Below are 21,840 nucleotides of genomic sequence, written 5' to 3'. Positions count from 1 at the left end.
GTCAGACCCTCACGATCGGGACGGTGGCGCCGTAGCCCTCGCGGGCGAGTGTGAAGTCGGCGGTGTAGCTGCCCGGGCTGATGTGGTGGACGACCTGTTGGACGTACCAGAGCCCGTCGTTGGACCAGCCGGCACCACGCAGCCCGACCAGTCCGCGCGGGCGGAGGATGGAACCGTAGGCGCCGCCGTCGAGGCTGCCCTGGGCGGTGACGCAGTTGACGCTGCGGTCGGTCATCGACTGCGCGCGCCCCAGGGCGGTGGTCGCCGGCAGGCCCGTGTCACGGAACTGTCGGGTGCGCAGGTCGGCCTGGTGCACCGCCCACACCGGCAGGGCCGCGAGCGGCGGACGCAGGGAGCCGACCGTGCGCAGCGGCACGACAGTGCCGAGGCGGGAGTCCTGCACCTCTCCCTCGACGAGCTCCGGACCGAGCACGTCCTCGCGGAAGGTGGGGGAGCCGGTGACGTTGGTGTCGGGGCCGAGGTCGACCGAGAGCGCCTTCTGCGGCAGGCCGACCCGCACCGGCGGGCCCCAGTAGAGCGTGGACAGGCCCGGCACCGGTCCGGGGCTGATGTAGCAGACGTAGCCGTGGTACGTCGCGAGTGCCTGCAGGTGCGCGTAGTCGGTCGCCTGCTGTGTGGGGGTCCGCTCGATGGGCAGCGGCGGGTCGAGCACCGGTGGGGGGATGACCTGCGCGACGATGCCGCGCGCGAGGTACGGCAGCGCGATGGTCTGCACCTGGAGGGCGTCGTCGAGGCCGACATGCTCGGTGGAGACCTCGTGCCGGTCGAGGAGCAGCGACACGTCGTGACCGGTGACGCGCAGCTCCGCGTGCTGTGACGCACTCCCGGGCGTCAGCTCTGTCTCGGTGATGATCCCGTCGAGCAGCACCTGCGGAAGGGCGCCCATGGTGAGCAGCACGACGACGCGGGCGTTGCCCCGCAGCGGCGATGTCGTGAGCAGCGGCGTGTCGAAGACGGCCGTCGGGCCCGACCGGCCGGCGTCGAGGGTGATGGTGAAGGCGGAGCGTGCGCCGTCGGACTCCGTCACCGTGACCGAGCGCACCCGGGCCGTGACGTCCGGCGGCAGGGGGGTGGGCACCGTCGGTCCGGCGAGGACGGTGAGGTGCACCCCCAGCAGGGACATCAGGCGGTCACCCCCAGCAAGGACATCAGCCGGTCACCCCCGGCACCGGCACGACGATCTCGGTGCCGACGGCTTCGTCGTCGACGAGCGCGTCGGGGTCGAGGGCGGCGTTCGCGTCGCAGACCCTCCAGAAGCCGAGGGGGTCGCCGGTGTAGCGGAAGCTGATCAGGTCGAGGCGGTCGTCGGGCACGACGAGGTGCTGGGCCAGCGTGGTGTGGTCGGCCGGGTCGGGCGGGAACCGTCGCCGGTGGTAGCGCACGAGTCGCCGGGTGCCGTCGTCGGAGATGGCCTCGTAGGTCGCGGTCTCGACATCGTCGTAGCGAGACATCGTCAGCCCCCGATCGAGACGGAGCCGCCGGCGGAGCCGCCCGCTGACCCGCCGAGGGCGCCGGCAGCGGTGCCCGCGACGGAAGCCACGGCGGCCACCGAGGCCATCGTCTCCTTGAGCACCTGGTGCACGAGGAACAGGGCGAAGCCGGGGTCGGTGGGCGAGAGATCGTTGTAGGAGAGCACGTCGAGGGTGACCTCGACGCTGGCCCGGATCGGCATGAGGCCGGTGGTGAAGGCCTGTTCGCGGATCGTCAGGCTCTCGACACGCACGGGCACGACTCGGCCCGGGCCCCAGACCAGGACCGTGAGCGGCGCCTCGGGCGGCAGCACCTCGATGGTCCCTGCGAGCAGCAGGGCGGCGTTCGCCACGATCGTGACGCTGTTCGGGTAGAGCAGCATCTCGAGGGTCGCAAGGCGACCGGCCACGCCGGTCGTCGCCGCGAGCGGGTCGCCGCTCTCGAGGCCGTCGGTCGCGTCGAGCTCGACCGTCATCGAGATGCTCTCTGTCGGCGCCCCCCAGATGCGGTGCGCGTCGGATGCGGAGCTGCCGCCCGACGGCGCGGCACGCGGTCGCAGGGTGCGGGTGACCTCGTCGGGGTTGTACTGGAAGATCACCGTGCGGGCGAGCGGGCTGAGCGGGTCCACCGCGACGATCGCGCCCGGCACCGTGCGCGGGCTTCCCGGGAAGCTGCTCATGCCGGCGATGGTGCTCGGGTCACGTCACGTCGATGTCACACCCATGTCACGCGCAACCAGGGCCCCATGACGGACCACTTCTCCCGGACCGCCAGTGAAGGGCTGGGCGGAGGCGTACCGTCGGAAATGGTCAGGTATCAAACGCGTTGTTCCGCGGACTTATCTGTACCAGGTTGACGCCCGGGTGGCGGCACGCAGACACCTGCGACGGGCGTCGACGTCGACGAGACGACCCGTGCGATGCGCAGGAGGTAACGTCGTGACAGAGCACTTGGGGGTGCGACTGCCAGGACCCAGGGCGGCGCCGCTCGTCTCCATACGCCTGCTCGGAGCCTTTGCCGTCGATGTCGACGGCCGTTCCGTGGCGCTGCCCGCGGGAGCCCAACGCCTGGTGGCGCTGCTCGCGCTACGCGGGCGCACCGGTCGCAGCCGTCTCGCCGGCATGCTCTGGTCCGACACGACCGAGCACCGTGCCCTCGCGAGCCTGCGCACGGGCATCTGGCGGGTCAACCAGGCCGCGCCCGGCCTCGTCGTGGCCGCTCACGGGGTCGTCGAGCTGGGTCTGGCCCCCGACATCGACGTCAGCGGCCTCATCGACCGCGCTCACGCGGTGCTCCGTGGGGCACCGGACGCGGTGACCTCCGTCGAGGGCCGGGTCGGCCCCGGCGAGCTGCTGCCCGACTGGGACGACCCGTGGCTCGACGCCGAGCGCGAGCGGCTGCGGCAGCTGCGACTGCACGTGCTCGAGGCTGCGGCGGGTCGACTCGCCGAGCAAGGGCAGTACGGCCTCGCGCTCGAGTCGGCCCTCGCGGCGCTGCGGACCGATGACCTGCGTGAGAGTGCGCACCGTGCCGTCATCTCGATCCACCTGTCCGAGGGCAACCTCATCGAAGCCCGGCGCGCCTTTCAGAGCTGCCGCCGCGCTCTCCGGCAAGGCCTCGGCATCGAGCCTTCAGAGGCGGTCCTGTCCCTGCTCTCACAGTGCGCGGGAGTGCCTCACGGGGCTGCGCACCTGAACGGCGCGTCCCCGTCGGTGCTGGCGACGTCTTTTGACGGGCCGGTGGAGCGCTGACCTGCGCAGTCAGAGCGGCGTCGGCGGCGGTGGCGGTGGCAGAGCAGGCGGGCGGCTCGTCGGCGGGCGACTCCTCGGCGGGCGACTCGGAGGCGGGCGACTCGGAGGCGGGCGACTCGGAGGCGGGCGACTCGGAGGCGGCAGGGCGGCATACGGTGCGGGGACCGCTCACTCGTCCGCGGCGTCGAGGCCGGGCATCCAGGCGCCCGCTTCGGCGGAGAGCGGCACCGAGGCGCCAAGGAGGCACAGCACCCCGGTGGTGCCGGCGACGACCCGCTGGACCAGGAGATACCGAACGGGGATGTGGAGTCTGCGCTGGGTGCGAGAGATGGCGCCCCGGGGGTCCGAGAACCGCGTCGTCAGGCTGCGCATCCATTCTCGGGTGAAGGTGAACCGGTCCTGCCTGAGCGGCTCGAGCACCGGGTCCACCAGGTCGAGCAGCGCCTCGGCGGTCACCTCGCCGCCGCGCACCAGCCCACCGGCCGTCGCCACCTCGAGCAGGCGGTCGGCGTCGCGGTCGCGCCCGGCGCGAAGCAGCGCCGCCAGCCTGGCCGACCACCCGTCGGGCGTGCTCAATGTCGAGCCGAAGTCGACGACCGCGAGGCGTCCGTCGTCGAGAAGCCGGAAGTTGCCGGGGTGCGGGTCGCCGTGCAGCCGACCGACCCGCGGTGGGCTCGAGAGCAGGAACCGGCACAGCAGCAGACCGGCCCGGTCGCGATCGGCCTCGGTGCCGTGGCGGGCGATCTGCGCCACCGATGTGCCATCGACCCACTCGGTGACGAGCACCCGCGAAGCGACGTCGACCACGCTGGGCACGACGAAGTCAGGGTCGTCGCGGAAGACCCGTGCGAACGCCGTCTGGGCTTCGGCTTCCTGCTGGTAGTCGACCTCGGCCATGATCCTGGTGGTCAGCTCGGTGAAGAGGTCACCGGCTTCGATGCCGGGGATCGCCACGCGCAGGATGGGCACGAGCCGGTCCAGCTGCCGAAGGTCGGTCGCCAGTGCGTCGCCCGCGTGGGGGTACTGCACCTTCACCGCCACCTCGCGGCCGTCGTGCCAGACGGCGCGGTGCACCTGGCCGATGCTCGCTGCGGCCGCCGGCTCGTCGTCGAACTCGGTGAACCGGGTGCGCCAGCTGCGACCCAGCGCTTGAGCGAGCACGTCGTGCACGGTGCGGGTCGGCATCGGGGGTGCCGCCTCCTGCAGCTTCGTCAGCGCCTCGCCGTAGGGTCCGGCGAGCTGCTCGGGCAGAGCCGCCTCCATGGCGGACAGCCACTGCCCGCCCTTCATCGCCGCACCCTTGAGCTGTCCCAGGACCCCGAACAGCTGCTCCGCGGTGCGTGCCTGCACCTCTGCGGCGATCGCCTCGGCGGGCCGGCCGCCCACGCGCTTGCCGAGCCCGACAACGCTGCGGCCCACGAACGCGGCCGGGACCGTGGCCAGCCGGACGCCCCGGGTCAAAGCACGGGTGGGGAGCTCCACTTACGAATCGTCTCAGCAATACCGGCGCGTGGCGCGACCCGCCGTCTGGTCAGACTGGGGATAGTCGTTCCGGGGCGTCCACTCCTTCGAGGCTCAGGGTGTCCGCGATGGACGGGGTCTCGATCGGCGCTTGGGGCTCGGATGGTTCGGCACGAGGGGCGAGTCGCCCGATGCATGAACAGGGGAGCGCATGCCTTTCCCGAATCCTTGGGAGGTCCTGGCGGTTGGACCACATTCCTTGGCTGGGTCATTCCGTCGCCTGTCGACCATGCTCACAGCGGCCGTGGGCGGACGCTACTGCCGCCTTACCGGACAGCGGAATGAGGGTCTGATCGCTCGAGGCTCAGGTCGAGTCTGGGGTGTGAACCGGCCAGACGTATCAGGTGTTCGCCGCTGGTCTCCAGATCCAGTTCCGCCGTTCGTATACAGCCGGGATTCCTGCGCGCTCCAAACTACGGACCGCCGGGTTGGGAGATGCCTCGGTGTCGATGCCGGTCTCTGAGGCAACCCAGGTGCATCCCATCGCAGCCGCGTCAGCGATCCTCCGGCGAACCAGCGCCCGGTGATAGCCCTTACGACGATGCTCTGGAAGTGTTGCTGCTGAAAGAAGCGAAGCCGACTCGTGGCCTCGGAACATCCAGCCCACAGCCACCAGTTGGTCAAGCTCCCGAACTCCGTACGCATGCCACGGGTCACCCGCGCCGGACAGCGCAGATATCCACGCATGCGCCGCGCCCTCGGCGGCCAGCCCGAAGCCGGACAACAACGCGTACGCAAACGCGTCACCGTCCGCGGGCCCCAACTTTTCGACCCGGACGTCATCGGCCTCGACCGTGACGGCATCAGCGGCGGCCGCGAACTTCGCCCACGTTGCGCTCGGCGTGAGCCCCCGCGACTCGAGCAGCGATGGCCAGTCCTCTGGTTGCGCAAACGGGGCGACCTGCACCAGCAGGAGAGGAGGATCTTCGGCGTGTGCGAAGGCTATGACCCCATCCAGGACGTTCTCGTCCAAGGGCGCCTGCAGGCCGAGGCCGATGGCGCGATTGAAGACACCACCAGTGGGGTCGTTGCGCATCACGGTGACGAAGCCGCTGCCGACACGAGTGGCCGCCATTCCCAGAGCCTCACGAACACTCGACGGCGCCGAAGTGCTCATGGCGAAGTTCGCTTCGGCTTCCACCAGTTCAGCCGCCGTGCAGGACGGCTCCACGCGCATCGTCATATGTCCGCTCCGTCCGGTGCCGGCCCAAGTCGAGATACATCGTCGCAGCATGGCATCGCGCTGTCCGTCTATTGGCCCCCGAGTCGATCAAGGCGATCAACCGCTCAAGGGCTATGTGGGCGATGGTTCGCCTGGTGCGAGTCCAACGGGCTCGACCCGCTGCTCGGAATCCAACGCGCCCACCTCGAGCTGTACATCCGCCGGCTGGGTGACCGGGGCCTGATGGTCTCCTCGGTCGTCACGATGATGCATGCCGAGCGAGGCTACTTCCGGTTCGCGCACATCGACGGGCTCATCCAATCCGACCCGGCCGTATACGCACGCCTCCCGAAGGTCCACCGCGACGAGTCCCGCACCCAAGGACTGGACCGGCTCGAGCTCATCCGGTTCCTGCAGGTCGCCCAGATGATCACCGTCCACCACAGCGCGCTGGCCTACCTGCCGGGCATCAACGCCCTACGCGCCTCCGAAGCGACCACGGTGCGGATCGAGGACTACGCCGACACCCTTCGCGGACAACCTGCGCGGACACCGGGTCCTGCACCTCGTCGGCAGGGGCAACAAGCCCGCCACCATGCCGGTGACGCCGCGCAGATCCTGGCCCGACATGCCGACCCGCGAACGACCGAGCACTACGACCGCGCCCGAGGCGACCTCGACCGGCACGGCGTCCACTTGCTGACGGCATACGTCGCCGGTGTCTGAGCTGGGGCACACCCCACACCCCCGACCCGCGTCGATTGCGCCCACTTAGGCCGCTTGCGTCGGTCCTTCGGGGCGGTGGCCCTTGATCAAGAGTGCTGTGTTCTGGTGCTGTGGAACGCATGACGGGCCGCCGGAGCCACGAGGGACTCCCTCTAAGGGGCGAGCACGGGATGCAACGCCGCGGCTTCAAGGACGGGACTGTGCTCTCGGTGCAGCGGGCCAGCGACCCGCTCTCCACAGGCACATCGCTGGCGGTTCTCTTCGACGGTCGACCCATGATCGAGGCAGGCATCCCTGAGACGATGAACTCGCTGCAGGGCGAGAGGATCATCGGCCCGCTCACCACGGTCTACGTCGAGTCGATCGAGGGCTCGACGGCGCGGGGTCCGACGCGGGTGGTGTCACTGACCGATCCGGTGCGCCTGGGCAGGCTGGTCGCCACGCTCGAGGGCTTCCTCGAGCAATCCGGGACAGTCACCGCCGACCCGGGCCGACGCGTCGTGCTGGGGCACAGCCTGGGCGGCAACGCGGCGCTGTACCTCGCCACGCATTGGCCAGCACTTTTTGGCGGCGCCGCCACCGCTTCCGCGGCGCTGTGGTGGCCGGGCGACGACGCGCACCTTTCCGGCAGCCAGATCGTGGCGGCGGTCCAGAGGGTCACAGGCCCTCGCCTGTGGATGCAGGCTGGCATCGTCGAGGATCCCGACCTACTGCGGTGCAACCGGGAGCTCTGGGAGAGAGCCGACCAGGCGGGCCTTGACCTCGTCCATGTGGAACACCCCGGCGGCCATGAGCTTTCCGCATGGCGGCACGGGCTCGCACAAGCCTTGCCCCATCTTCTGACGGACCCTGGCTGAGCAGACTTCGCGCAGACTTCGCGCAGACTTCGCTGCCCGGCATCGGCTTGGGGCGTCGAAGACGGCATCCCGGCGCGCCACTGAGATCCGAAATGGCCCACGGCCGAGCCGAGTCCGCAACATCCGCACGTCCGGAAAGGCGCGTCATCCCGCCCTGACTGGATCAGAGCCCTGCGGCACTCTGGGGGTAGGTCCGCACCCCCGGGGTCGGTTCACCTCGGCCGTTCCTCCGGCGTATGCCGCTAGGCCGACCCAGCGCACGAGGGCCATGTTCAGCGCACGGCAGGCTTGGAGCGTACGGCGGAAAGCGAGGGCGCCGGTGCTGCAGCCTGGTTACGCACGTCCGGGCTCGGCGCCCAGGCTGAGAACCCACCTGTCATTCGTGAGGGCGAGGTCGTGGTCCACGAAGGCGCGGGAGGCGGCCTCTGCAGCCGCCCGACTCCCGAGACGCTCGGTCAGCGCTTCGATGAGAGAGAGCTCCTCCACCATCCGGCCCCCCGCCCCGACGGCGTCTCGCTAGTGACTGTCTGAACGCTCAAGGGTGACCAGCAGACCATCCACCCCGCCGGGACCCACGCGCCCCTTGACCTCCACCGCGGTGATTGCCTTCAGCTGCCAACCATCGCGCGCATGCTCATTCAGCAGACGCTCCAGTTTCTCGCCGGACATCTTGCCTCCGAGCATCTTTTCGCGCAGTTCCACAACCTTGTACGTGTACAACTGGACCTCCACTTCAGTGTGCGGCTGGACCAATGACGATAACGCCACCTGCGCGCGAGGGCCTTGAGGCGGTCCCGCGTCTTGCCGTACCGAGCCAGGCGCACTGCGCGGTTGGTCCGGCACCACGTGCGTCCTTCCACGACGCGGTCTCTTCGGCGTCGATGCGGTGCTGAACTGGGGATAGTGTTCTTCGCAGTCGGAGCGACGCCTCTGGTGAGTCTCCGGTGAGGATGTGGGTGCCCGTGCCGACTTATTTTGAGGTGGTGGTGCCGCACCTGGCTGACGCTGAGGAACTGGCCTCGGTCCACGTTCAGGCGTGGCGGGAAGCCTACGGAGCGCTCCTTCCGGAGTGTTTCTACGATGACGCCGCGCGCGAGCGTCGGCAGGTGATGTGGTCGGGTCTGCTCTCAGAGGAGGATGCCGGGGAGCGGGTCCGTGTCGCGCGGCGCGACGGCCGAATCGTGGGGTTCGTCGCGCGCGGGCCGGCCGCTGACCACCACGGGCACCCGCCGCAGCGTGATGAGCAGCTGTACGCGCTCTATGTGCTGTCCAGCTGCTACGGCCGTGGTGTCGGTCAAGCTCTGCTTGACCAGTCTCTGAGCGAGCGGCCTGCACAACTGTGGGTGGCCAAGGACAACGCGCGGGCTCGACGGTTCTACGAGAAGAACGGGTTCACAGCCGACGGGACCGAACAGGTCGATCCAGATCTCGACGGGCTGGTCGAGATACGCATGGTGCGATAGGCCGCCCCCGCTGCCCTCACGACAACGACGTCCGACATCCCGCACTACCGCCAAGTGGTGCGTCCCCTTCGCCGCGACGGCCCACCTCACACCGGGGAACTGGCCAGGTCACCACGCCGGTAGCGGATTCACTTGACGCGTCACGCTGGTCGCGGACGGCGGTCACCGTCGCGGGCTGAGCCGGATCACGCGGGCTCCGCCGAGCCACGCCTGTCGGAGATCGTCATGGTCCGGTGTTCCGTCTTTGCCCAGGCGGATGCGGTTGAACTTGGCGAAGGCGGGGTTCGCTCGTGCCATGTGGGCGTAGCCCCGGACGACCTCGGGTTCGGCGGTGTCGACCTTCACGTCGGCCGAGCGCAGCCTGCCCTTGAGGCGGAGCTGGATTGGCTCACCGCTGCGGAGGTTTCGCCCCCAACCGAAGGGCGTGCCGATCAGCAGGTCGTCCCCGTCGGGCAGGTAGGCGACGGGAATGGCGTAGCGCCGCTTGGACGTCCTGCCGATCACGTACAGCGTGACGAGCCGGGTGCCGACGAGCCGCGCGATGCCCGGGGTGGCCAGCAGGGCACGAACGAGCCCGTTGGCGAATCGCTGTCCCGGCAGCGACCGGGCCCGCGATGCGTTAGTCATCGGCCCGGGTGGTGAGGCCGGCGACACTGGGAAGTCGCGTGTCGTTTGAGGACGTCGGGACCAGGCGCTGGACGGACTCAGGCACGGCTCCGATGGTGAAGACCCGGACGAGCTCATCGACGGTGACCGCCGCGAACGACGCCACCGCCGGCACCTGATCAGGTATCGCGATGACATGAGGCCCCGGCCGAGAACGAGTCGTCACAGACCGTTATCGATGTGCTCGTCGGCTCAGGTGGCGTGAACGAGGTCGCCCACCATGCCTCGACGGTGACGTGGGCGGGCGCCTCGAGCGTGACCCGCAGCGTGCGTTCGACATCGTCGTACGCGACCCCGGCGGCCAGGTCACCCGAGGCGAGCGATCGGACCTGGGCGGCGATCACGCCCGCGATACCGGCCAGGCCCTGCAGGAACACCACCTCCGGGTTGAGCTTGCGGACCTGCTCACGCAGGTGCTGCTTGGTCTGCGCTGGGACCATCCCCCCGAAGACCAGGACATCGAGACTGGTGACGTCGTAGTCGGCGAGGACTCGGTCGAACTGGTTGGTCGCGTTGGCCGCGTACCCCCGGTCCCGCAGTCGTTCGACGACCTCGACCAGGACCTTGGGGCTGCGGCCGACGACGAGCACCCGCTCGGGTCGTGGATCGTTCATGGCAACTCCCTGCTGGACATCAATGTTGGTAGGGCCAACATATCGATTGTTGGTGGAACCCACAACCACTAGGGTTGGCGCATGCCCCGACCCGCCCATCTCGGCCCTGACCCGGCGCGGCTGGCGACCCGTGCGACCTGGCTCGTCAGCCGGCTGCACGCCCGCGCGTTCGGCCTCTTGAGCGCCGGTTTCGAGGCACATGAGAGCGGTCTTCGTGGCTACCACTACCGACTTCTCGCCGCGCTCGAGGAACGGGGACCGGCGAGCCAGGCCAACCTGGGCCGCAGCACCAGCCTCGACCGCAGCGACGTCACGAACGCCCTGAACGATCTCGAGTCGCGCGGTCTCGTCGCCCGCGCGGTCGACCCGACGCACCGGCGGCGCAACATCGTCACCATCACCACCGAGGGCACGGCGACCCTCGCCGACCTGGACAACGTCGTTGATGAGGTCCAGCGAGCCTTCCTGGCTCCGCTGACCACTGCCCAGCAGCGGCAACTGCTGAGTCTGATGACGCAGCTGCTCGCGGAGCGCCCGTGACGGCCCGAAATCACGCACGCGTCGCGTGACATCCAAGACCTAAAAGGCCTGCCACCCGCGGCCGACAAGTGCCTATATCCGCCGCCAGTCGACCACCTGACGCGGCATCAGCAGGCAGTCGCCCTGCGTGTCCTATGGCCGCACGGGGTCACGTTTCTGGCGACTAGGAGGAAACGACAACGACCTTGCCGAGTGCCCGACCCTCACCGACATGAGCAAGCGCGGCGGGAACCTCCTCGAGCCTGAACGTGCGGTCGATGTGGATCCTGACCTCACCTCTGACGCACAGCTCGGCGATCGGGTCGAAATGAGCCGGACCCTCCTTGACGACGAGCACGCCCAGCGAGCGACCGGTGACTCGGCCGACCGCCCAGCCCAGCGTGACCACGCGCAGCAGGGCGCGCACCGACCCGCCCACACATCGATAGGTGCCACCAGGTGCCAACGCGCGCCGGTAGGCCAGGACCGACCTGTGCGCGACCAGGTCAAGGATCAGGTCGTAGGGCCGGCTCGTCCGGGTGAAGTCGTCCCGCTGGTAGTCGATCACCTCGTCGGCGCCCACCGACCGCATGAAGGCCTGCTTGGCGGCATTGTCGACACCGGTCACGTGTGCCCCGAGCCGCTTGGCCAGTTGGATCGCGAAGGTTCCTGACCCTCCGCCCGCGCCGTTGACAAGGACCCGGCTGCCCGCGACCGCTCCTTGCGTGCCCTGCAGCGCGATCGCCCCCGCCTGCGGGAGCGTCGCTGCCTGCGCGAACGTCAGCTGGGCCGGCTTGTGAGTCATCGCGGATTCTGAGGCCAGCGCAAACTCGGCAAAGCCACCCATCATCGCGAGATTGTCGCCGTACACCTCGTCGCCGGGCCGAAATCGGGTGACCCCTTCACCGACTTCGTCGACCACGCCGGCAATGTCAGATCCGAGGATGCGACGCCTAGGGTGACGCAAACCGCCGAGGCGTGCGTACGCGGGCGATCCGCGCAGCCCCTCCCAGTCGCTGAGATTGACAGAAGTGGCCACGACCTTCACCCGCACCTGCCCCGGGGCAGGCCACGGCAACGGAACGTCCTCGACACGCAACACATCGGGCCCCCCGTACCGGTCATAGACGGCCGCCCTCACGCCGATCCCCACCCCGCGGCGCACCACCTCATGGCTGCACCATAAACACGTCACGGCGCCAAGGCCCACCACTGTGTCACTTAGATGGTCGTGGGACGCGCGGACTGGCCAAGATGAGTTCGTGTTTGGACTCGAGATGGTCGTCGTGTTGGGGGTCGCCCTGGTCGCATGCGGCGCGCTCGCGAAGCGCTACCCAATCGCGCCGGCCATCCTGCTGGTGTTGGTCGGCGTGCTGGTCGGGTTCGTGCCGCACCTCCGGGAAGCCCAGCTGCCCCCGGAGGTCGTGCTGCTCGTGTTCCTTCCCGCTCTCCTCTACTGGGAGAGCCTCACAACCTCGTTGCGGGAGATCCGAAACAACCTGCGGGTCGTGGTTCTCACCAGCACCGTGCTGGTCGTGGCCACTGCTGCCGCGATCGCCGCCACTGCGCACGCACTCGGCCTCCCGTGGGGGCCGGCGTGGGTGCTCGGCGCCGCGCTGGCGCCCACCGACGCGACGGCGGTCGGCACCCTGGCCGGCGACCTGCCACGCCGCACGGTCACCGTGCTCCGCGCCGAGAGCCTCGTCAACGACGGCACCGCTCTCGTCCTCTACGGCCTGGCTGTGGGCGTGACCGTAGGCGAGGAGCAGCTCACCGGCTGGCACGTGACCTGGCTGCTGGTGTGGTCCTACATCGGCGGCGTGCTCGCCGGGGTCCTCATCGGACTGGTCAGCTGGCAGGTCCGCCGCCGGATGGACGACCCGATGCTGGAGAGCATCGCCATGCTGGTGACCCCGTTCGTTGCATTCCTCCTCGCCGATGTCGCCCACGCCTCCGGCGTGCTGGCCGTCGTCGTCTGCGGACTGTTCATGAGCCAGGTGACGCCACGGATCACCGGTGCCGCGACGCGCCAGATCGCTCTTCCGTTCTGGGCACTGTCCACCACGGTGCTCAGCAGTGCGCTCTTCGTCCTGATCGGACTCTCGGCGCAGTCCGCCTTCCGCGCGCTGAACAGCACCTCGATTCTGCAGGCCCTCACCGACATCCTCGTCGTCACCGCCGTCGTGATCGCGGTGCGGTGGGCGTGGGTCTACACCACGCCGTACGTCATCCGGGTTCTCGATCGGCGTCCCGCGCAGCGGCTGCGTCGGGTGTCGGCCCGACAACGCACCGTCAGCGCGGCCGCCGGGTTTCGTGGCGCCGTGTCCCTCGCCGCGGTCCTGGCCGTACCGCACACACTCGACTCCGGTGCTCCGTTCCCCGGCAGGGACCTCATGGTGCTCATCGCTTGCGGCGTCATCGTGCTGACCCTCCTGCAGGCGCTGATCCTGCCGTCGGTCGTGCGGTTCGCCCGACTGCCAGCCGACACCTCGGTCGCCGAGGAGCTCCAGTTCGCCGACGAGTACACCCTGGACGCGGCAATCGAGGCTCTGGACACCACGGCCAACGAGCTGGGCAGCGGCGACAAGGTGGTCGCACGGGTGCGTCACGAGCTGGACAAGCAGAGGAAGCTGATCACCACGGAAGGCGAGGAGGGTGAACTCGTCATCCAGCACGACGACCAGTACCGAAACCTCTCACTCGCTCTCATCGCCCGGCGCCGCGAGGCGCTCCTGGAGCTGCGCGACGAACAGCGCATCGACGACATCGTGCTACGCCGGGTCCAGACACGACTCGACCAGGAAGAGGTGCGGTTCTCGCGGGCGAACCCTCTCGACTGAGACTCGTCAGGACACTGAGGCAAGGAAGAGGACTTCCGCTCGGCCATGACCACGACACGCCCCCGGGGTCGAGCTCATGTGAGGGCTGTCCACCGAGGCGCGTTCCAAAGTCGGACGTAACGCCTAGAAGTCGAGCGGACAAGATCAGGTGTGAACTCCTTTCGGGATCCCGACCTCGCGCGTATCGCGGCAGACCCTGATGCGTTCGAGGCGTTCTATCGGGAACACCTCGTCACGGTCCGGCGGTTCGTCGCGCGCCGCGTCGAGGACCCGCACCTTGCGGCAGATCTCACCGCGGAGGTGTTTCTGGCCGCGATCGACTCCGCATCCTCGTACAGGCCGGATCGAGGCGCACCGGCCGCCTGGCTCGTGGGAGTCGCGCGTCATGTCGTGACCAAGGAGTTTCGCCGCCAGGCGCGCGAACGTCGCATCGCCGGCCGCGTCTCCGGGAGGCGCTTGCTGGACTCCGACTCGATCACTCGTATCGAGGAGCAGATCGACGCGGAGCGCGACGCACGCAAGCTCTACACCGCCCTTGCCGCTCTCCCGCGACGCGAACGCGAGCTGATGGAGCTGGTCGCGCTCGACGGGCTCTCCGTCACCGAGGCCGCCGCAGTGCTGGGGGTGAAGCCAGGCACCGCGCGGGTCCGGCTTCACCGAGGCCGGGCCCGGCTCCAGAAACACGTCACGCCAATCGTCCAGGAGGTCACCCCATGAGTCTCGACACGTTCGAACAGTCCCTGCTCACCGAGCTGCGCCAGCACGTCAGCGTCCATGCCAGGACTGCGTCCGCCGCCTCCCGACGGCGTCGTCACCGTTCCATCGGCTTCGCGGCTGGCCTGGCCGGCACCGCGGCTGTCTTGGCCGTCACCGTGGGCATCGGCCTCACCGGACCGAGCGGCGCGTATGCCGTGGAGGCCGGAGCCCACGGGAGTCTGATCGTCACGATCTACGACCTGTCCGATGTCACTGGGCTCGAACACGCGCTGGCAGCGAAGGGGGTGAATGCAAAGGTGTCGTACGTCGCGGGGTTCTCCCAGGTCGATGGAGAGTCCCCAACCACGAGTCATCCAGTCGATCCAACCATCTGCAGGATCCAGCTCGCCAAGGTCGACGGCGGACTCCGATTCACCCTCGGACAGGCCCAGATCGCGGCCGGCGCTGAGCTCGACATCATCACCAGCGGCTCGAGCCCGGCAGACGCGAGCTCTCCGGTAGCGGTCATGTGGTCGGGCGGAGCCTGCTGACACCAGCGTCGTCGCACACTGCACCCGGGCTCAACGGGCCCGGGTGCGCGTCACCTCGCCGCGCGATGGTCATCGGCTGGCTGAGCTCCGCCGTCGAGGTACGGCCGAGACAGTGCAGGTCGGCCCACTCACGCCGTCGGGGTCAGCCGCGCGATCGCGATCCTGCGGCCCGCCTTCGCCTCGTAAGGCGCAAAGGAGGGGTATGCCGCGAGGAAGTAGGCGCCGTCGCGCTCGACGTACGACACGGGCACCGTGTGCGGCATCCCGGATTTGCGTCCGGCCACGGTGAGCAGGAGCACCCGGCTGCCGCCCCTCGCCCTACCGCCGACCCTGCCGCCGGTACGCCTGTACATCCACACGGCCGCCGCGTTACCGGCCTTCCAGAATCGCTGTGCCATCGAGGCCATGTCAGCCTTCTCTTTCGCCGTGGAGGGTTCAACGACGAGTCAACCACGGTAGGAGGCGGCCAGCTCCCTGACGGGCCCTGGCGCGCTAGGCCGCCGCCGATGATGCATGCCGGGGCTGCTACATCTGGCTCGCGCACACCACGACCGCGCCCGAGACAACCTCGGCTGACACGGCGTCCACTTCCTGACGGCATACGTCGCCGGTGCGTGAGTGTCCCGCCCCACCGGCTTGGGTTCCGCGCGTTGGCGCAGCCACCGCAGAGCGTCGATTCCTCAGCGGTAGGCTCCCTCGGCCAGTCAGCTTCTCAGGGGCGAACCTGGATGATCGTCTTTCCCTTGAGCCGCTCGCTGGAGTTGAAGGTGGCGACGGCTTCCTCGAGGGGCGCGATGGATCCGATGTTCGCGCGCAGCCGCCCGTCACGCACGCGCTCGACGATCTCATTCAGCTGGTCGCGGTCCGCCTCGACCACGAAGTCGACCGCCCGCCCGTTCGCCGGTTGTTCCTCGACCGGCCCTACGACGGAGACCAGGGTCCCTCCGGCCTTGAGCAGAGCTGCGGAGGTCTTCTGGATGTCGCCGCCGATGACGTCGAAGACCAGATCGACTTGGCCGACGTCGTGCAAGCTGTCGTTGTCGAGGTCGACGAACTCCCGGGCGCCGAGGTCCAGGGCCTTTTCTCGGTCGGCGGAGCGCCCGGTGCCGATGACGTAGGCGCCGGCCTCGGACGCGAGCTGGGTCACCATCGCTCCGACTGCACCGACCGCGCCATGCGCGAGGACGCGCTGTCCCGACTGGAGCCGGCCGTGGATGAAAAGTCCCTGCCACGCCGTCAGCCCGGAGATCGGCAAGGAAGCGCCGACCGTGAACTCGACATCGTCCGGCAAGGGCGCGAGGTTGCGCGCTTCGATCGCCACGTACTCCGCGAGGGTGCCGTCGCGATGCCAGTCCGCGAGGCCGATCACGCGCTGTCCCACCGACATCCCCGTCGTGCCATAGCCCAGTGCGGTGACCGTGCCAGCCAGCTCGTGCCCGGGGATCGATGGGGTCCGGTCGTGGCCGGCGCGATCGATCCACGTCGACGACCACTCGAGCTCCGTCGAGATCCATCCCGACGCGTGCACCTGAACGATGACGTCGTTGATGGCTGCCGTCGGCTCGGGCCGCTCCACCAGCCTCATCCCGACGGTTCCTGCGGCCTGGTCGGTCACCACGATCGCCTTCATCTGCGACACCTTCCTTCTGCGCCAGCCGCGACCTGACCGGGCTGGTTCCGTTACGAACACTCTATGTAACCTAACGAGTTACATCAAGGGTCTGTAACGAAACTGGCTAGGATGGGACGCACGTACCGATGCGAGGTGGAGATGCTCCGAGCGCAAGCAACGCCGAAGAGGCTTTCCGACGCAGCCGGCTCGCGTGGCGGCGGACGTCCGCGCGACCCTGCCCTCGATGAGGCGATCATTCTGGCCACCCGCGCCCGCCTCGTTCGGGACGGCTATTCGCGCATGACGCTTGGCGACATCGCCGCCGACGCCGGTGTCAGTCGCCCCACGCTCTACCGACGATGGAACAACAAGCTCGAGCTCGTGGCCGACGCCCTGGACTACGGCTTCCGGAAGCAGCGCGACCTCTACGACATCGACCTGAGCCGCTTGGAGCCACGAGAGGCCCTCGTCGAGGCGGTCCGCCGACTGGATCCGGCGTATTTCAACCCGGACGCCATGGTGCTCATGGGCAACTTCGCCGGCGAAGTGATCCACACACCGGAGCTACTGGAGATGCTACGCAGGCACGCAGTCGAACCTCGGGTCACGCTCGTCGAGAACGTGCTGTCGAAGCTCCAAGCCGAGGGCGCCGTGTCCGACACCATCGACAAGCACACCATCGCCACCATGTGCTTCGGCAGCTACTTCGGCGCGTTCTACCGAGGCGACCCCAAGGAGGAGATCCCGGAGAATATCGTCGCCGTGTTGTGGCCCGTGATCGCTCTCTGACGAACGGGCACCGCAAGCCCGGAACGTCCAGGCAGCGCGCCGGTCAGTCTGGGAGTCCCCAAAAAGCGCCGGCGAGCCCGACCCTCCGGAGGCAGTCGGAAGCGGCGCTCCACCACCCCACCGCAAGGTGTCACGGCCCATCACCGAGGCACAACAGTCGACCAACTGGTTCGTCTGTTGCGGCGCGCGGCGTTGATGTGGCGCGACAAGTGAGCATCTGGTCGACTGTGGTGCCACCGGGCATGGGCGAAAGGCACTGGGCCCGCTACAAGATCCAGCCGCGGCCGGACTTGGTGGGCGATGTTCGCGGATTCGGCTACCAGGCCCATCTCCGGCTGGATTCTGTATGCGCGCGGAGCTGGCCGCATCGGGAATCCCCGCGTGGGTCGTGCATGCGGAGGAGAAGGGGGACGACGGCCTCACCGACGCCGAGCGCGCCACGCTCGAGGCGGCGCCCAACGTGACCCTGGTGACGATCCCCGGCGCAGTGTTCCTCATCCCGGACGTGGCTCCGCAGCGCACCGCCGAGGTCATTGCCGACGCATTGAAGCAGGCAACCTGACCGACGGCTCGTCGAGCCGGAGCCACGTCGAAGGCTGCGAAAGGACTTGCCCGCTCATCGCTGCGAGGCGCACACGGGGACCTCCCTCGCGTTCAAGGCGCCCGCACGACCACCGGCTGATCACCGCCAAGACTTCGGGCTCAGGCGTGGAATCCGGTGCTTCGGATCTTCCTGGCCGGGACGCCGGCGGCGATGGTGTTGGCGGGAACATCATTGGTCACCACAGCGCCGGCGCCGATGATGGCGCCGTCGCCGATGGTCACGCCGGGCACGACGGTGACCCCGGCACCGAGCCAGACGTTGCGGCCGATCGTCACCGGCGCCGGGATCATGTCCGCCCGCCTCGCGGGGTCGACGGCGTGGTTCAGGGTCGTCAGTGTGCTGCCGTGGCCGATCAGCGTCCCGTCGCCGATGTTGATGCCGGCGGTGTCCTGGAACCGGCAGCCCATGTTGATGAAGACACCCTCACCGATGGTGAGGTTCTTGCCGAACTCGCAGTAGAACGGCGGGAAGACCGTGACCGACTCGGGCACGGCCTTCCCGGTCAGCCCGGACAGCAGCGCCCGCACCTGCTCCGGCGAGCGGTAGCCGCCGTTCAGCTCGGCCACGATCTGCAGCGCCTCCTGCGCCGCGCCGTGCATGAACTCGTGCGCGGCCGAGCCTCCCTCGATGACACGGCCGCTGCTCACGTGGTCAAGAAAGTCCTGCAGCTCCACGAGTCCCTCGCCTCCTCGCGCCGGGTCCGCCGAGACTCTGAGACCGGCGCTCACACCGTCAGCAACACTTTGGTGGCGGTGCGCTCGTCCATGGCCTTGTAGCCCGTGGCAGCGTCCTCGAGCGGCAGGGTCAGGTCGAAGACCTTGCCAGGGTTGATCTTCCGGTTCCAGATCAGCTCGATCAGATGCGGCAGATACTGGCGCACGGGTGCCGGACCGCCGTGCAGATGGACTCCGGCCATGAACAGCTCATCGCCGGGGATGGCCACGTCATGTGAGACGCCGACGAACCCGACATGGCCACCGGGACGCGTCGAGTGGATGGCCTGCATCATCGCCTCCTGAGTGCCGACGGCCTCGATGACCGAGTGCGCGCCGAGCCCGCCGGTCAGCTCCTTGACCCGGGCCACCCCGGCTGCGCCGCGCTCCTCGACGATGTCGGTGGCACCGAACTCCCGCGCGAGCGCCTGTCGGTCCGTATGCCGGCTGAACGCGATGACGCGCTCCGAGCCGAGCTCGCGCGCGGCCAGGACGCCGAGCAGCCCCACGGCCCCATCGCCGACGACGGCCACCGTCTTGCCGGGACCGGCCTGGGCCGCGGCGGCCGCGAACCAGCCGGTGCCGAGCACATCGGAAGCCGCCATGAGCGAGGGGATGAGATCGGCGTCAGGCAGGCCGGGCGTCGCGACCAGCGTGCCGTCGGCCAGCGGGATACGGGCCAGCTCGGACTGCGTGCCGAGCGTGCCCATGAGAACGCGGTGCACGCAGTACGCCTGGTAGCCGGCCTGGCAGATCTCGCACGTGTTGTCCGAGGCCCAGAACGACCCGACGACGAAGTCGCCGACCTTGACGGTGCGCACCTCGGAGCCGATCTCCTCGACCACGCCGACGTACTCATGCCCCATGACCTGGTGGTCGACCGGCTCGGCGCCCCGGTAGGGCCACAGGTCGCTGCCGCAGATGCACGTCGCCGACAGGCGGATGATCGCGTCGGTCGGCTCGATGATCCTCGGGTCCTCGCGGTCCTCCACCCGCACGTCGCCGGGTCCGTACATGACAACTCCACGCATCGCGTGTGCTCCTTCGATCGCTACGAACGCGGGCCCAGGCCCGCCGGGCGCAACAGGCCCATCACCCGAGTGAACCCGCGGACCGCGGGTCGGGGGAGTCCCTGTCGAGGGGCGTACTGACAGGGCACCCCTGACGGCTCGGACCGCACCACGAGGCGGCCTAGTCTCGAAGACGTGGACAACCGCCAAGAGGTGCGCGAGTTCCTCATGACCCGCCGCGCCCGCATCACGCCCGAGCAGGTCGGCCTGCCCGCGGGCCGCGGCCGACGCGTTCCCGGCCTGCGCCGAAGCGAGGTCGCGACGATCGCCGGGCTCAGCGTCGAGTACTACGCGCGGCTCGAACGCGGACAGATCGCCGGCGCATCGACAGGCGTGCTCGACGCACTCGCCCGCGCCCTGCAGCTCGATGACACCGAACGCGCCCATCTGCTCGATCTCGCCCGGGCCGCGGACGGCATACCAACCTCGGGGCGGCCGCGGCGACGCGCCGCCGGCAAGGCGGCCTCGCGGCCCAGCCTGCAGTGGGCGCTGGAGTCGATCCGCGACGGCGTCGCGTTCGTCCGGGACCCGCACCAGAACCTGCTCGCCACCAACGTCCTTGCTCGCGCCTTCTACTCGCCCGTCATCGGCGAGGGCGGACGCCTGCCGAACCTCGCCCGGTTCCAGTTCCTGGACCCCGCATCGCGCGACTTCTACCCCGACTGGGACCTGTTCGCCGAGATGTGCGTCGGCATCATGCGGGCCGAGGCCGGCCGCGACCCGCACGACCGCGGGCTGCAGGACCTCGTCGGCGAGCTTTCGACCCGCAGCGAGGTATTCCGGCGGCTGTGGAGCGCACACAACGTGCGCACCCACGGGACAGGCACCAAGCGGTTCAACCACCCCGTCGTCGGCGAGCTGACCCTCGCCTACGAGGAGCTCGCCATCACCGCCGAGCCCGGCCTCGTCCTCCTGGTCTATACCGCAGAACCCGGTTCACCCTCCGCCGAGCGCCTCCAGCTGCTCGCCTCCTGGGCGGCCTCGACGCCTCCCTCGCCGCCGGCCCCGCCGACGGCCACGCCAACGGCCCCGTCGACTGCCCCCACGACTGCCTCGTCGACTGCCTCGTCGACTGCCTCGGCCAGCACCCCGATCCCGAACAGCGAGAAGGAAACCCATGCAGATCACCCGTAGCTCGATCGACACCGTCAAGGGCTCGAGCGACTGGTTCACCGGCGACGTGTACCTGGACCAGGTCGCCGCCGCCCCGGCCCCCTCGCGCGTCACATCCAACCTGGTGCATTTCATGCCGGGTGCCCGCACCCACTGGCACCGCCACCCGCTGGGCCAGACCGTGTTCGTCACCGAGGGCGTCGGCCTGTGCCAGCGCCGCGGTGGCCCAGTCGAGGTCATCCGCCCCGGCGACCGCGTCCTGTTCGAAGCCGACGAGGAGCACTGGCACGGTGCCGCGCCCAACCGGCTCATGGTGCACATCGCCATCAACGAGGGCGACGCCGACCACGACGTCGTGCACTGGCTGACGCCGGTCACCGACGAGGAGTATGCCGCCGCACCCTCCCTGGCCGACTAACACCCCGCAACGCGAGCTCAGGGAGCACGTTGGCGTGAGGAGCGCGTCACCTGCCCGGGTCGCTTCCGCCCACCTCTCGCAACCGGCCGGCCGGACCTTCGTTGCCCGACAGTGCGACGATGGATGGCGCACCCTCGTTCGGAGGAGACGCTCCATGGCCGTCCAGCTGAACCACACGATCGTCCGGGCTCATGACAAGCAGGAGACCGCCCGCCACCTGGTCGACATCCTCGGCCTGCCTGAACCGACGATGTTCGGGCCGTTCGCCGTGGTGCAGGTCAGCAACGATGTCTCCCTCGACATCGCCGAAGACCACGGCGAACCCCACCCGCAGCACTACGCGTTCCTCGTCTCCGAAGAGGAGTTCGACCAGATCCATGCCCGCATCCGGGAGCGCGGGTTGCCGTGGTGGGCAGACCCGTTCCACCGCCGGCCGGGTGAGATCACCCACGATGACGGCGGGCGCGGCCTTTACTGGAACGACCCGAACGGGCACAGCTTGGAGATCCTCACAGTCCCGTACGGCGGCTGGGCCTGAGGTCGCGCCAAGGAGGATCCGCCGAACTGTGTGAGCCGGACGGGCCCGGTCGGCGCGGTGCACCTGGTCGATGCTCGCCGCGTCGCCGACCCCGGCAACCTGCCGTGCTGAACCGGCCGGGCTGCT

At 69.2% G+C, this 21,840-nt stretch carries 27 protein-coding genes; 13 read left to right on the top strand and 14 right to left on the bottom strand.

Annotated features, from left to right (window positions below):
• Position 1: 1 nt before the first annotated feature.
• Genes ACWEOW_RS19100 through ACWEOW_RS19090 form a run of 3 tightly spaced genes read right to left on the bottom strand, consistent with a single transcriptional unit; the run spans position 2 to position 2,170 of the window.
• Positions 2-1,144, bottom strand: a complete 1,143-nt coding sequence (locus tag ACWEOW_RS19100; protein ID WP_452270816.1) for a hypothetical protein — start codon at positions 1,142-1,144, stop codon at positions 2-4.
• Positions 1,145-1,169: 25 nt separating this feature from the next.
• Positions 1,170-1,472 carry a hypothetical protein gene (locus tag ACWEOW_RS19095; protein ID WP_452270815.1) on the bottom strand — a complete coding sequence of 101 codons (303 nt, stop codon included), beginning with the start codon at positions 1,470-1,472 and terminating at the stop codon, positions 1,170-1,172.
• 2 nt (positions 1,473-1,474) lie between these two features.
• Positions 1,475-2,170, bottom strand: a complete 696-nt coding sequence (locus tag ACWEOW_RS19090; protein ID WP_452270814.1) for a hypothetical protein — start codon at positions 2,168-2,170, stop codon at positions 1,475-1,477.
• A gap of 259 nt (positions 2,171-2,429) precedes the next feature.
• On the opposite strand from ACWEOW_RS19090, the gene ACWEOW_RS19085 reads away from it, so the two are divergent.
• Positions 2,430-3,242 carry an AfsR/SARP family transcriptional regulator gene (locus tag ACWEOW_RS19085; RefSeq protein ID WP_452270813.1) on the top strand — a complete coding sequence of 271 codons (813 nt, stop codon included), beginning with the start codon at positions 2,430-2,432 and terminating at the stop codon, positions 3,240-3,242.
• Between the two features lie 168 nt (positions 3,243-3,410).
• Here the strand turns inward: ACWEOW_RS19085 and ACWEOW_RS19080 are convergent, their stop codons facing one another.
• Together ACWEOW_RS19080 and ACWEOW_RS19075 are read right to left on the bottom strand one after the other, a co-directional pair.
• Positions 3,411-4,724: an ABC1 kinase family protein gene (locus ACWEOW_RS19080; protein WP_452270812.1), complete on the bottom strand. Its 1,314-nt coding sequence runs from the start codon at positions 4,722-4,724 to the stop codon at positions 3,411-3,413.
• 379 nt (positions 4,725-5,103) lie between these two features.
• On the bottom strand, positions 5,104-5,946 hold the full coding sequence (locus tag ACWEOW_RS19075) for a hypothetical protein (RefSeq protein ID WP_452270811.1): 843 nt from the start codon (positions 5,944-5,946) through the stop codon (positions 5,104-5,106).
• 222 nt (positions 5,947-6,168) lie between these two features.
• Here ACWEOW_RS19075 and ACWEOW_RS19070 point away from each other — a divergent pair, with 222 nt between their 5' ends.
• A complete protein-coding gene (locus tag ACWEOW_RS19070; protein ID WP_452270810.1) occupies positions 6,169-6,651 on the top strand; it encodes a hypothetical protein in 483 nt (160 codons plus the stop codon).
• Positions 6,652-6,851: 200 nt separating this feature from the next.
• Entirely contained in the window at positions 6,852-7,508 is a 657-nt protein-coding gene (locus tag ACWEOW_RS19065; RefSeq protein ID WP_452270809.1) for an alpha/beta hydrolase, read from the top strand.
• Between the two features lie 516 nt (positions 7,509-8,024).
• Here ACWEOW_RS19065 and ACWEOW_RS19060 read toward each other — a convergent pair.
• Positions 8,025-8,228, bottom strand: coding sequence for a DUF4177 domain-containing protein (locus ACWEOW_RS19060; protein ID WP_452270808.1), 204 nt, complete (start codon positions 8,226-8,228; stop codon positions 8,025-8,027).
• Positions 8,229-8,464: 236 nt separating this feature from the next.
• Between ACWEOW_RS19060 and ACWEOW_RS19055 the strand changes: the two genes are divergently transcribed.
• Positions 8,465-8,971, top strand: coding sequence for an N-acetyltransferase family protein (locus ACWEOW_RS19055; RefSeq protein WP_452270807.1), 507 nt, complete (start codon positions 8,465-8,467; stop codon positions 8,969-8,971).
• 162 nt (positions 8,972-9,133) lie between these two features.
• Here the strand turns inward: ACWEOW_RS19055 and ACWEOW_RS19050 are convergent, their stop codons facing one another.
• The 3 genes from ACWEOW_RS19050 to ACWEOW_RS19040 are packed head-to-tail and all read right to left on the bottom strand — an operon-like array spanning position 9,134 to position 10,251.
• On the bottom strand, positions 9,134-9,598 hold the full coding sequence (locus ACWEOW_RS19050) for a hypothetical protein (protein ID WP_452270806.1): 465 nt from the start codon (positions 9,596-9,598) through the stop codon (positions 9,134-9,136).
• Positions 9,591-9,743, bottom strand: coding sequence for a hypothetical protein (locus ACWEOW_RS19045; RefSeq protein ID WP_452270805.1), 153 nt, complete (start codon positions 9,741-9,743; stop codon positions 9,591-9,593). Before ACWEOW_RS19045 ends, ACWEOW_RS19050 begins: the two co-directional genes overlap by 8 nt.
• A gap of 13 nt (positions 9,744-9,756) precedes the next feature.
• Positions 9,757-10,251, bottom strand: coding sequence for a hypothetical protein (locus tag ACWEOW_RS19040; protein ID WP_452270804.1), 495 nt, complete (start codon positions 10,249-10,251; stop codon positions 9,757-9,759).
• Positions 10,252-10,332: 81 nt separating this feature from the next.
• On the opposite strand from ACWEOW_RS19040, the gene ACWEOW_RS19035 reads away from it, so the two are divergent.
• Positions 10,333-10,791 carry a MarR family winged helix-turn-helix transcriptional regulator gene (locus ACWEOW_RS19035; protein ID WP_452270803.1) on the top strand — a complete coding sequence of 153 codons (459 nt, stop codon included), beginning with the start codon at positions 10,333-10,335 and terminating at the stop codon, positions 10,789-10,791.
• Positions 10,792-10,954: 163 nt separating this feature from the next.
• On the opposite strand, the gene ACWEOW_RS19030 is transcribed toward ACWEOW_RS19035, so the two are convergent.
• Positions 10,955-11,824: an NAD(P)-dependent alcohol dehydrogenase gene (locus tag ACWEOW_RS19030; RefSeq protein ID WP_452270839.1), complete on the bottom strand. Its 870-nt coding sequence runs from the start codon at positions 11,822-11,824 to the stop codon at positions 10,955-10,957.
• Positions 11,825-12,032: 208 nt separating this feature from the next.
• Here ACWEOW_RS19030 and ACWEOW_RS19025 point away from each other — a divergent pair, with 208 nt between their 5' ends.
• The 3 genes from ACWEOW_RS19025 (at position 12,033) to ACWEOW_RS19015 (ending at position 14,857) form a co-directional block, all read left to right on the top strand.
• Positions 12,033-13,610, top strand: a complete 1,578-nt coding sequence (locus tag ACWEOW_RS19025; protein ID WP_452270802.1) for a Na+/H+ antiporter — start codon at positions 12,033-12,035, stop codon at positions 13,608-13,610.
• A 150-nt stretch (positions 13,611-13,760) separates the two neighbouring features.
• Positions 13,761-14,327: an RNA polymerase sigma factor gene (locus tag ACWEOW_RS19020; protein ID WP_452270801.1), complete on the top strand. Its 567-nt coding sequence runs from the start codon at positions 13,761-13,763 to the stop codon at positions 14,325-14,327.
• Positions 14,324-14,857 (top strand): hypothetical protein, encoded by a 534-nt coding sequence (locus ACWEOW_RS19015; protein WP_452270800.1) that lies wholly within the window; start codon positions 14,324-14,326, stop codon positions 14,855-14,857. The genes ACWEOW_RS19020 and ACWEOW_RS19015 overlap by 4 nt, the downstream gene beginning before the upstream one ends.
• A gap of 128 nt (positions 14,858-14,985) precedes the next feature.
• On the opposite strand, the gene ACWEOW_RS19010 is transcribed toward ACWEOW_RS19015, so the two are convergent.
• Together ACWEOW_RS19010 and ACWEOW_RS19005 are read right to left on the bottom strand one after the other, a co-directional pair.
• Positions 14,986-15,264 (bottom strand): nitroreductase/quinone reductase family protein, encoded by a 279-nt coding sequence (locus ACWEOW_RS19010; protein WP_452270799.1) that lies wholly within the window; start codon positions 15,262-15,264, stop codon positions 14,986-14,988.
• A gap of 305 nt (positions 15,265-15,569) precedes the next feature.
• Positions 15,570-16,487 (bottom strand): NADP-dependent oxidoreductase, encoded by a 918-nt coding sequence (locus ACWEOW_RS19005; RefSeq protein WP_452270798.1) that lies wholly within the window; start codon positions 16,485-16,487, stop codon positions 15,570-15,572.
• A gap of 111 nt (positions 16,488-16,598) precedes the next feature.
• Here ACWEOW_RS19005 and ACWEOW_RS19000 point away from each other — a divergent pair, with 111 nt between their 5' ends.
• Positions 16,599-17,258 (top strand): TetR/AcrR family transcriptional regulator, encoded by a 660-nt coding sequence (locus ACWEOW_RS19000; protein WP_452270797.1) that lies wholly within the window; start codon positions 16,599-16,601, stop codon positions 17,256-17,258.
• Between the two features lie 346 nt (positions 17,259-17,604).
• Complete coding sequence (locus ACWEOW_RS18995) at positions 17,605-17,820, top strand: alpha/beta fold hydrolase (protein WP_452270796.1); 216 nt, start codon at positions 17,605-17,607, stop codon at positions 17,818-17,820.
• A 140-nt stretch (positions 17,821-17,960) separates the two neighbouring features.
• Here the strand turns inward: ACWEOW_RS18995 and ACWEOW_RS18990 are convergent, their stop codons facing one another.
• Entirely contained in the window at positions 17,961-18,509 is a 549-nt protein-coding gene (locus ACWEOW_RS18990; protein ID WP_452270795.1) for a sugar O-acetyltransferase, read from the bottom strand.
• A 77-nt stretch (positions 18,510-18,586) separates the two neighbouring features.
• Positions 18,587-19,606 carry a zinc-dependent alcohol dehydrogenase family protein gene (locus ACWEOW_RS18985; RefSeq protein ID WP_452270794.1) on the bottom strand — a complete coding sequence of 340 codons (1,020 nt, stop codon included), beginning with the start codon at positions 19,604-19,606 and terminating at the stop codon, positions 18,587-18,589.
• 174 nt (positions 19,607-19,780) lie between these two features.
• On the opposite strand from ACWEOW_RS18985, the gene ACWEOW_RS18980 reads away from it, so the two are divergent.
• From ACWEOW_RS18980 to ACWEOW_RS18970, 3 genes are all read left to right on the top strand, one after another.
• Positions 19,781-20,779: a helix-turn-helix transcriptional regulator gene (locus ACWEOW_RS18980; protein ID WP_452270793.1), complete on the top strand. Its 999-nt coding sequence runs from the start codon at positions 19,781-19,783 to the stop codon at positions 20,777-20,779.
• Positions 20,763-21,176, top strand: coding sequence for a (R)-mandelonitrile lyase (locus tag ACWEOW_RS18975; RefSeq protein WP_452270792.1), 414 nt, complete (start codon positions 20,763-20,765; stop codon positions 21,174-21,176). Before ACWEOW_RS18980 ends, ACWEOW_RS18975 begins: the two co-directional genes overlap by 17 nt.
• Before the next feature lie 154 nt (positions 21,177-21,330).
• On the top strand, positions 21,331-21,714 hold the full coding sequence (locus tag ACWEOW_RS18970; protein WP_452270791.1) for a VOC family protein: 384 nt from the start codon (positions 21,331-21,333) through the stop codon (positions 21,712-21,714).
• Positions 21,715-21,840 lie beyond the last annotated feature (126 nt).

The sequence above is a fragment of the Monashia sp. NPDC004114 genome (assembly GCF_053603855.1).
The sequence above is the reverse complement of the archived record's forward strand: the minus strand, read 5'-3'. Positions and strand labels throughout refer to the sequence as shown.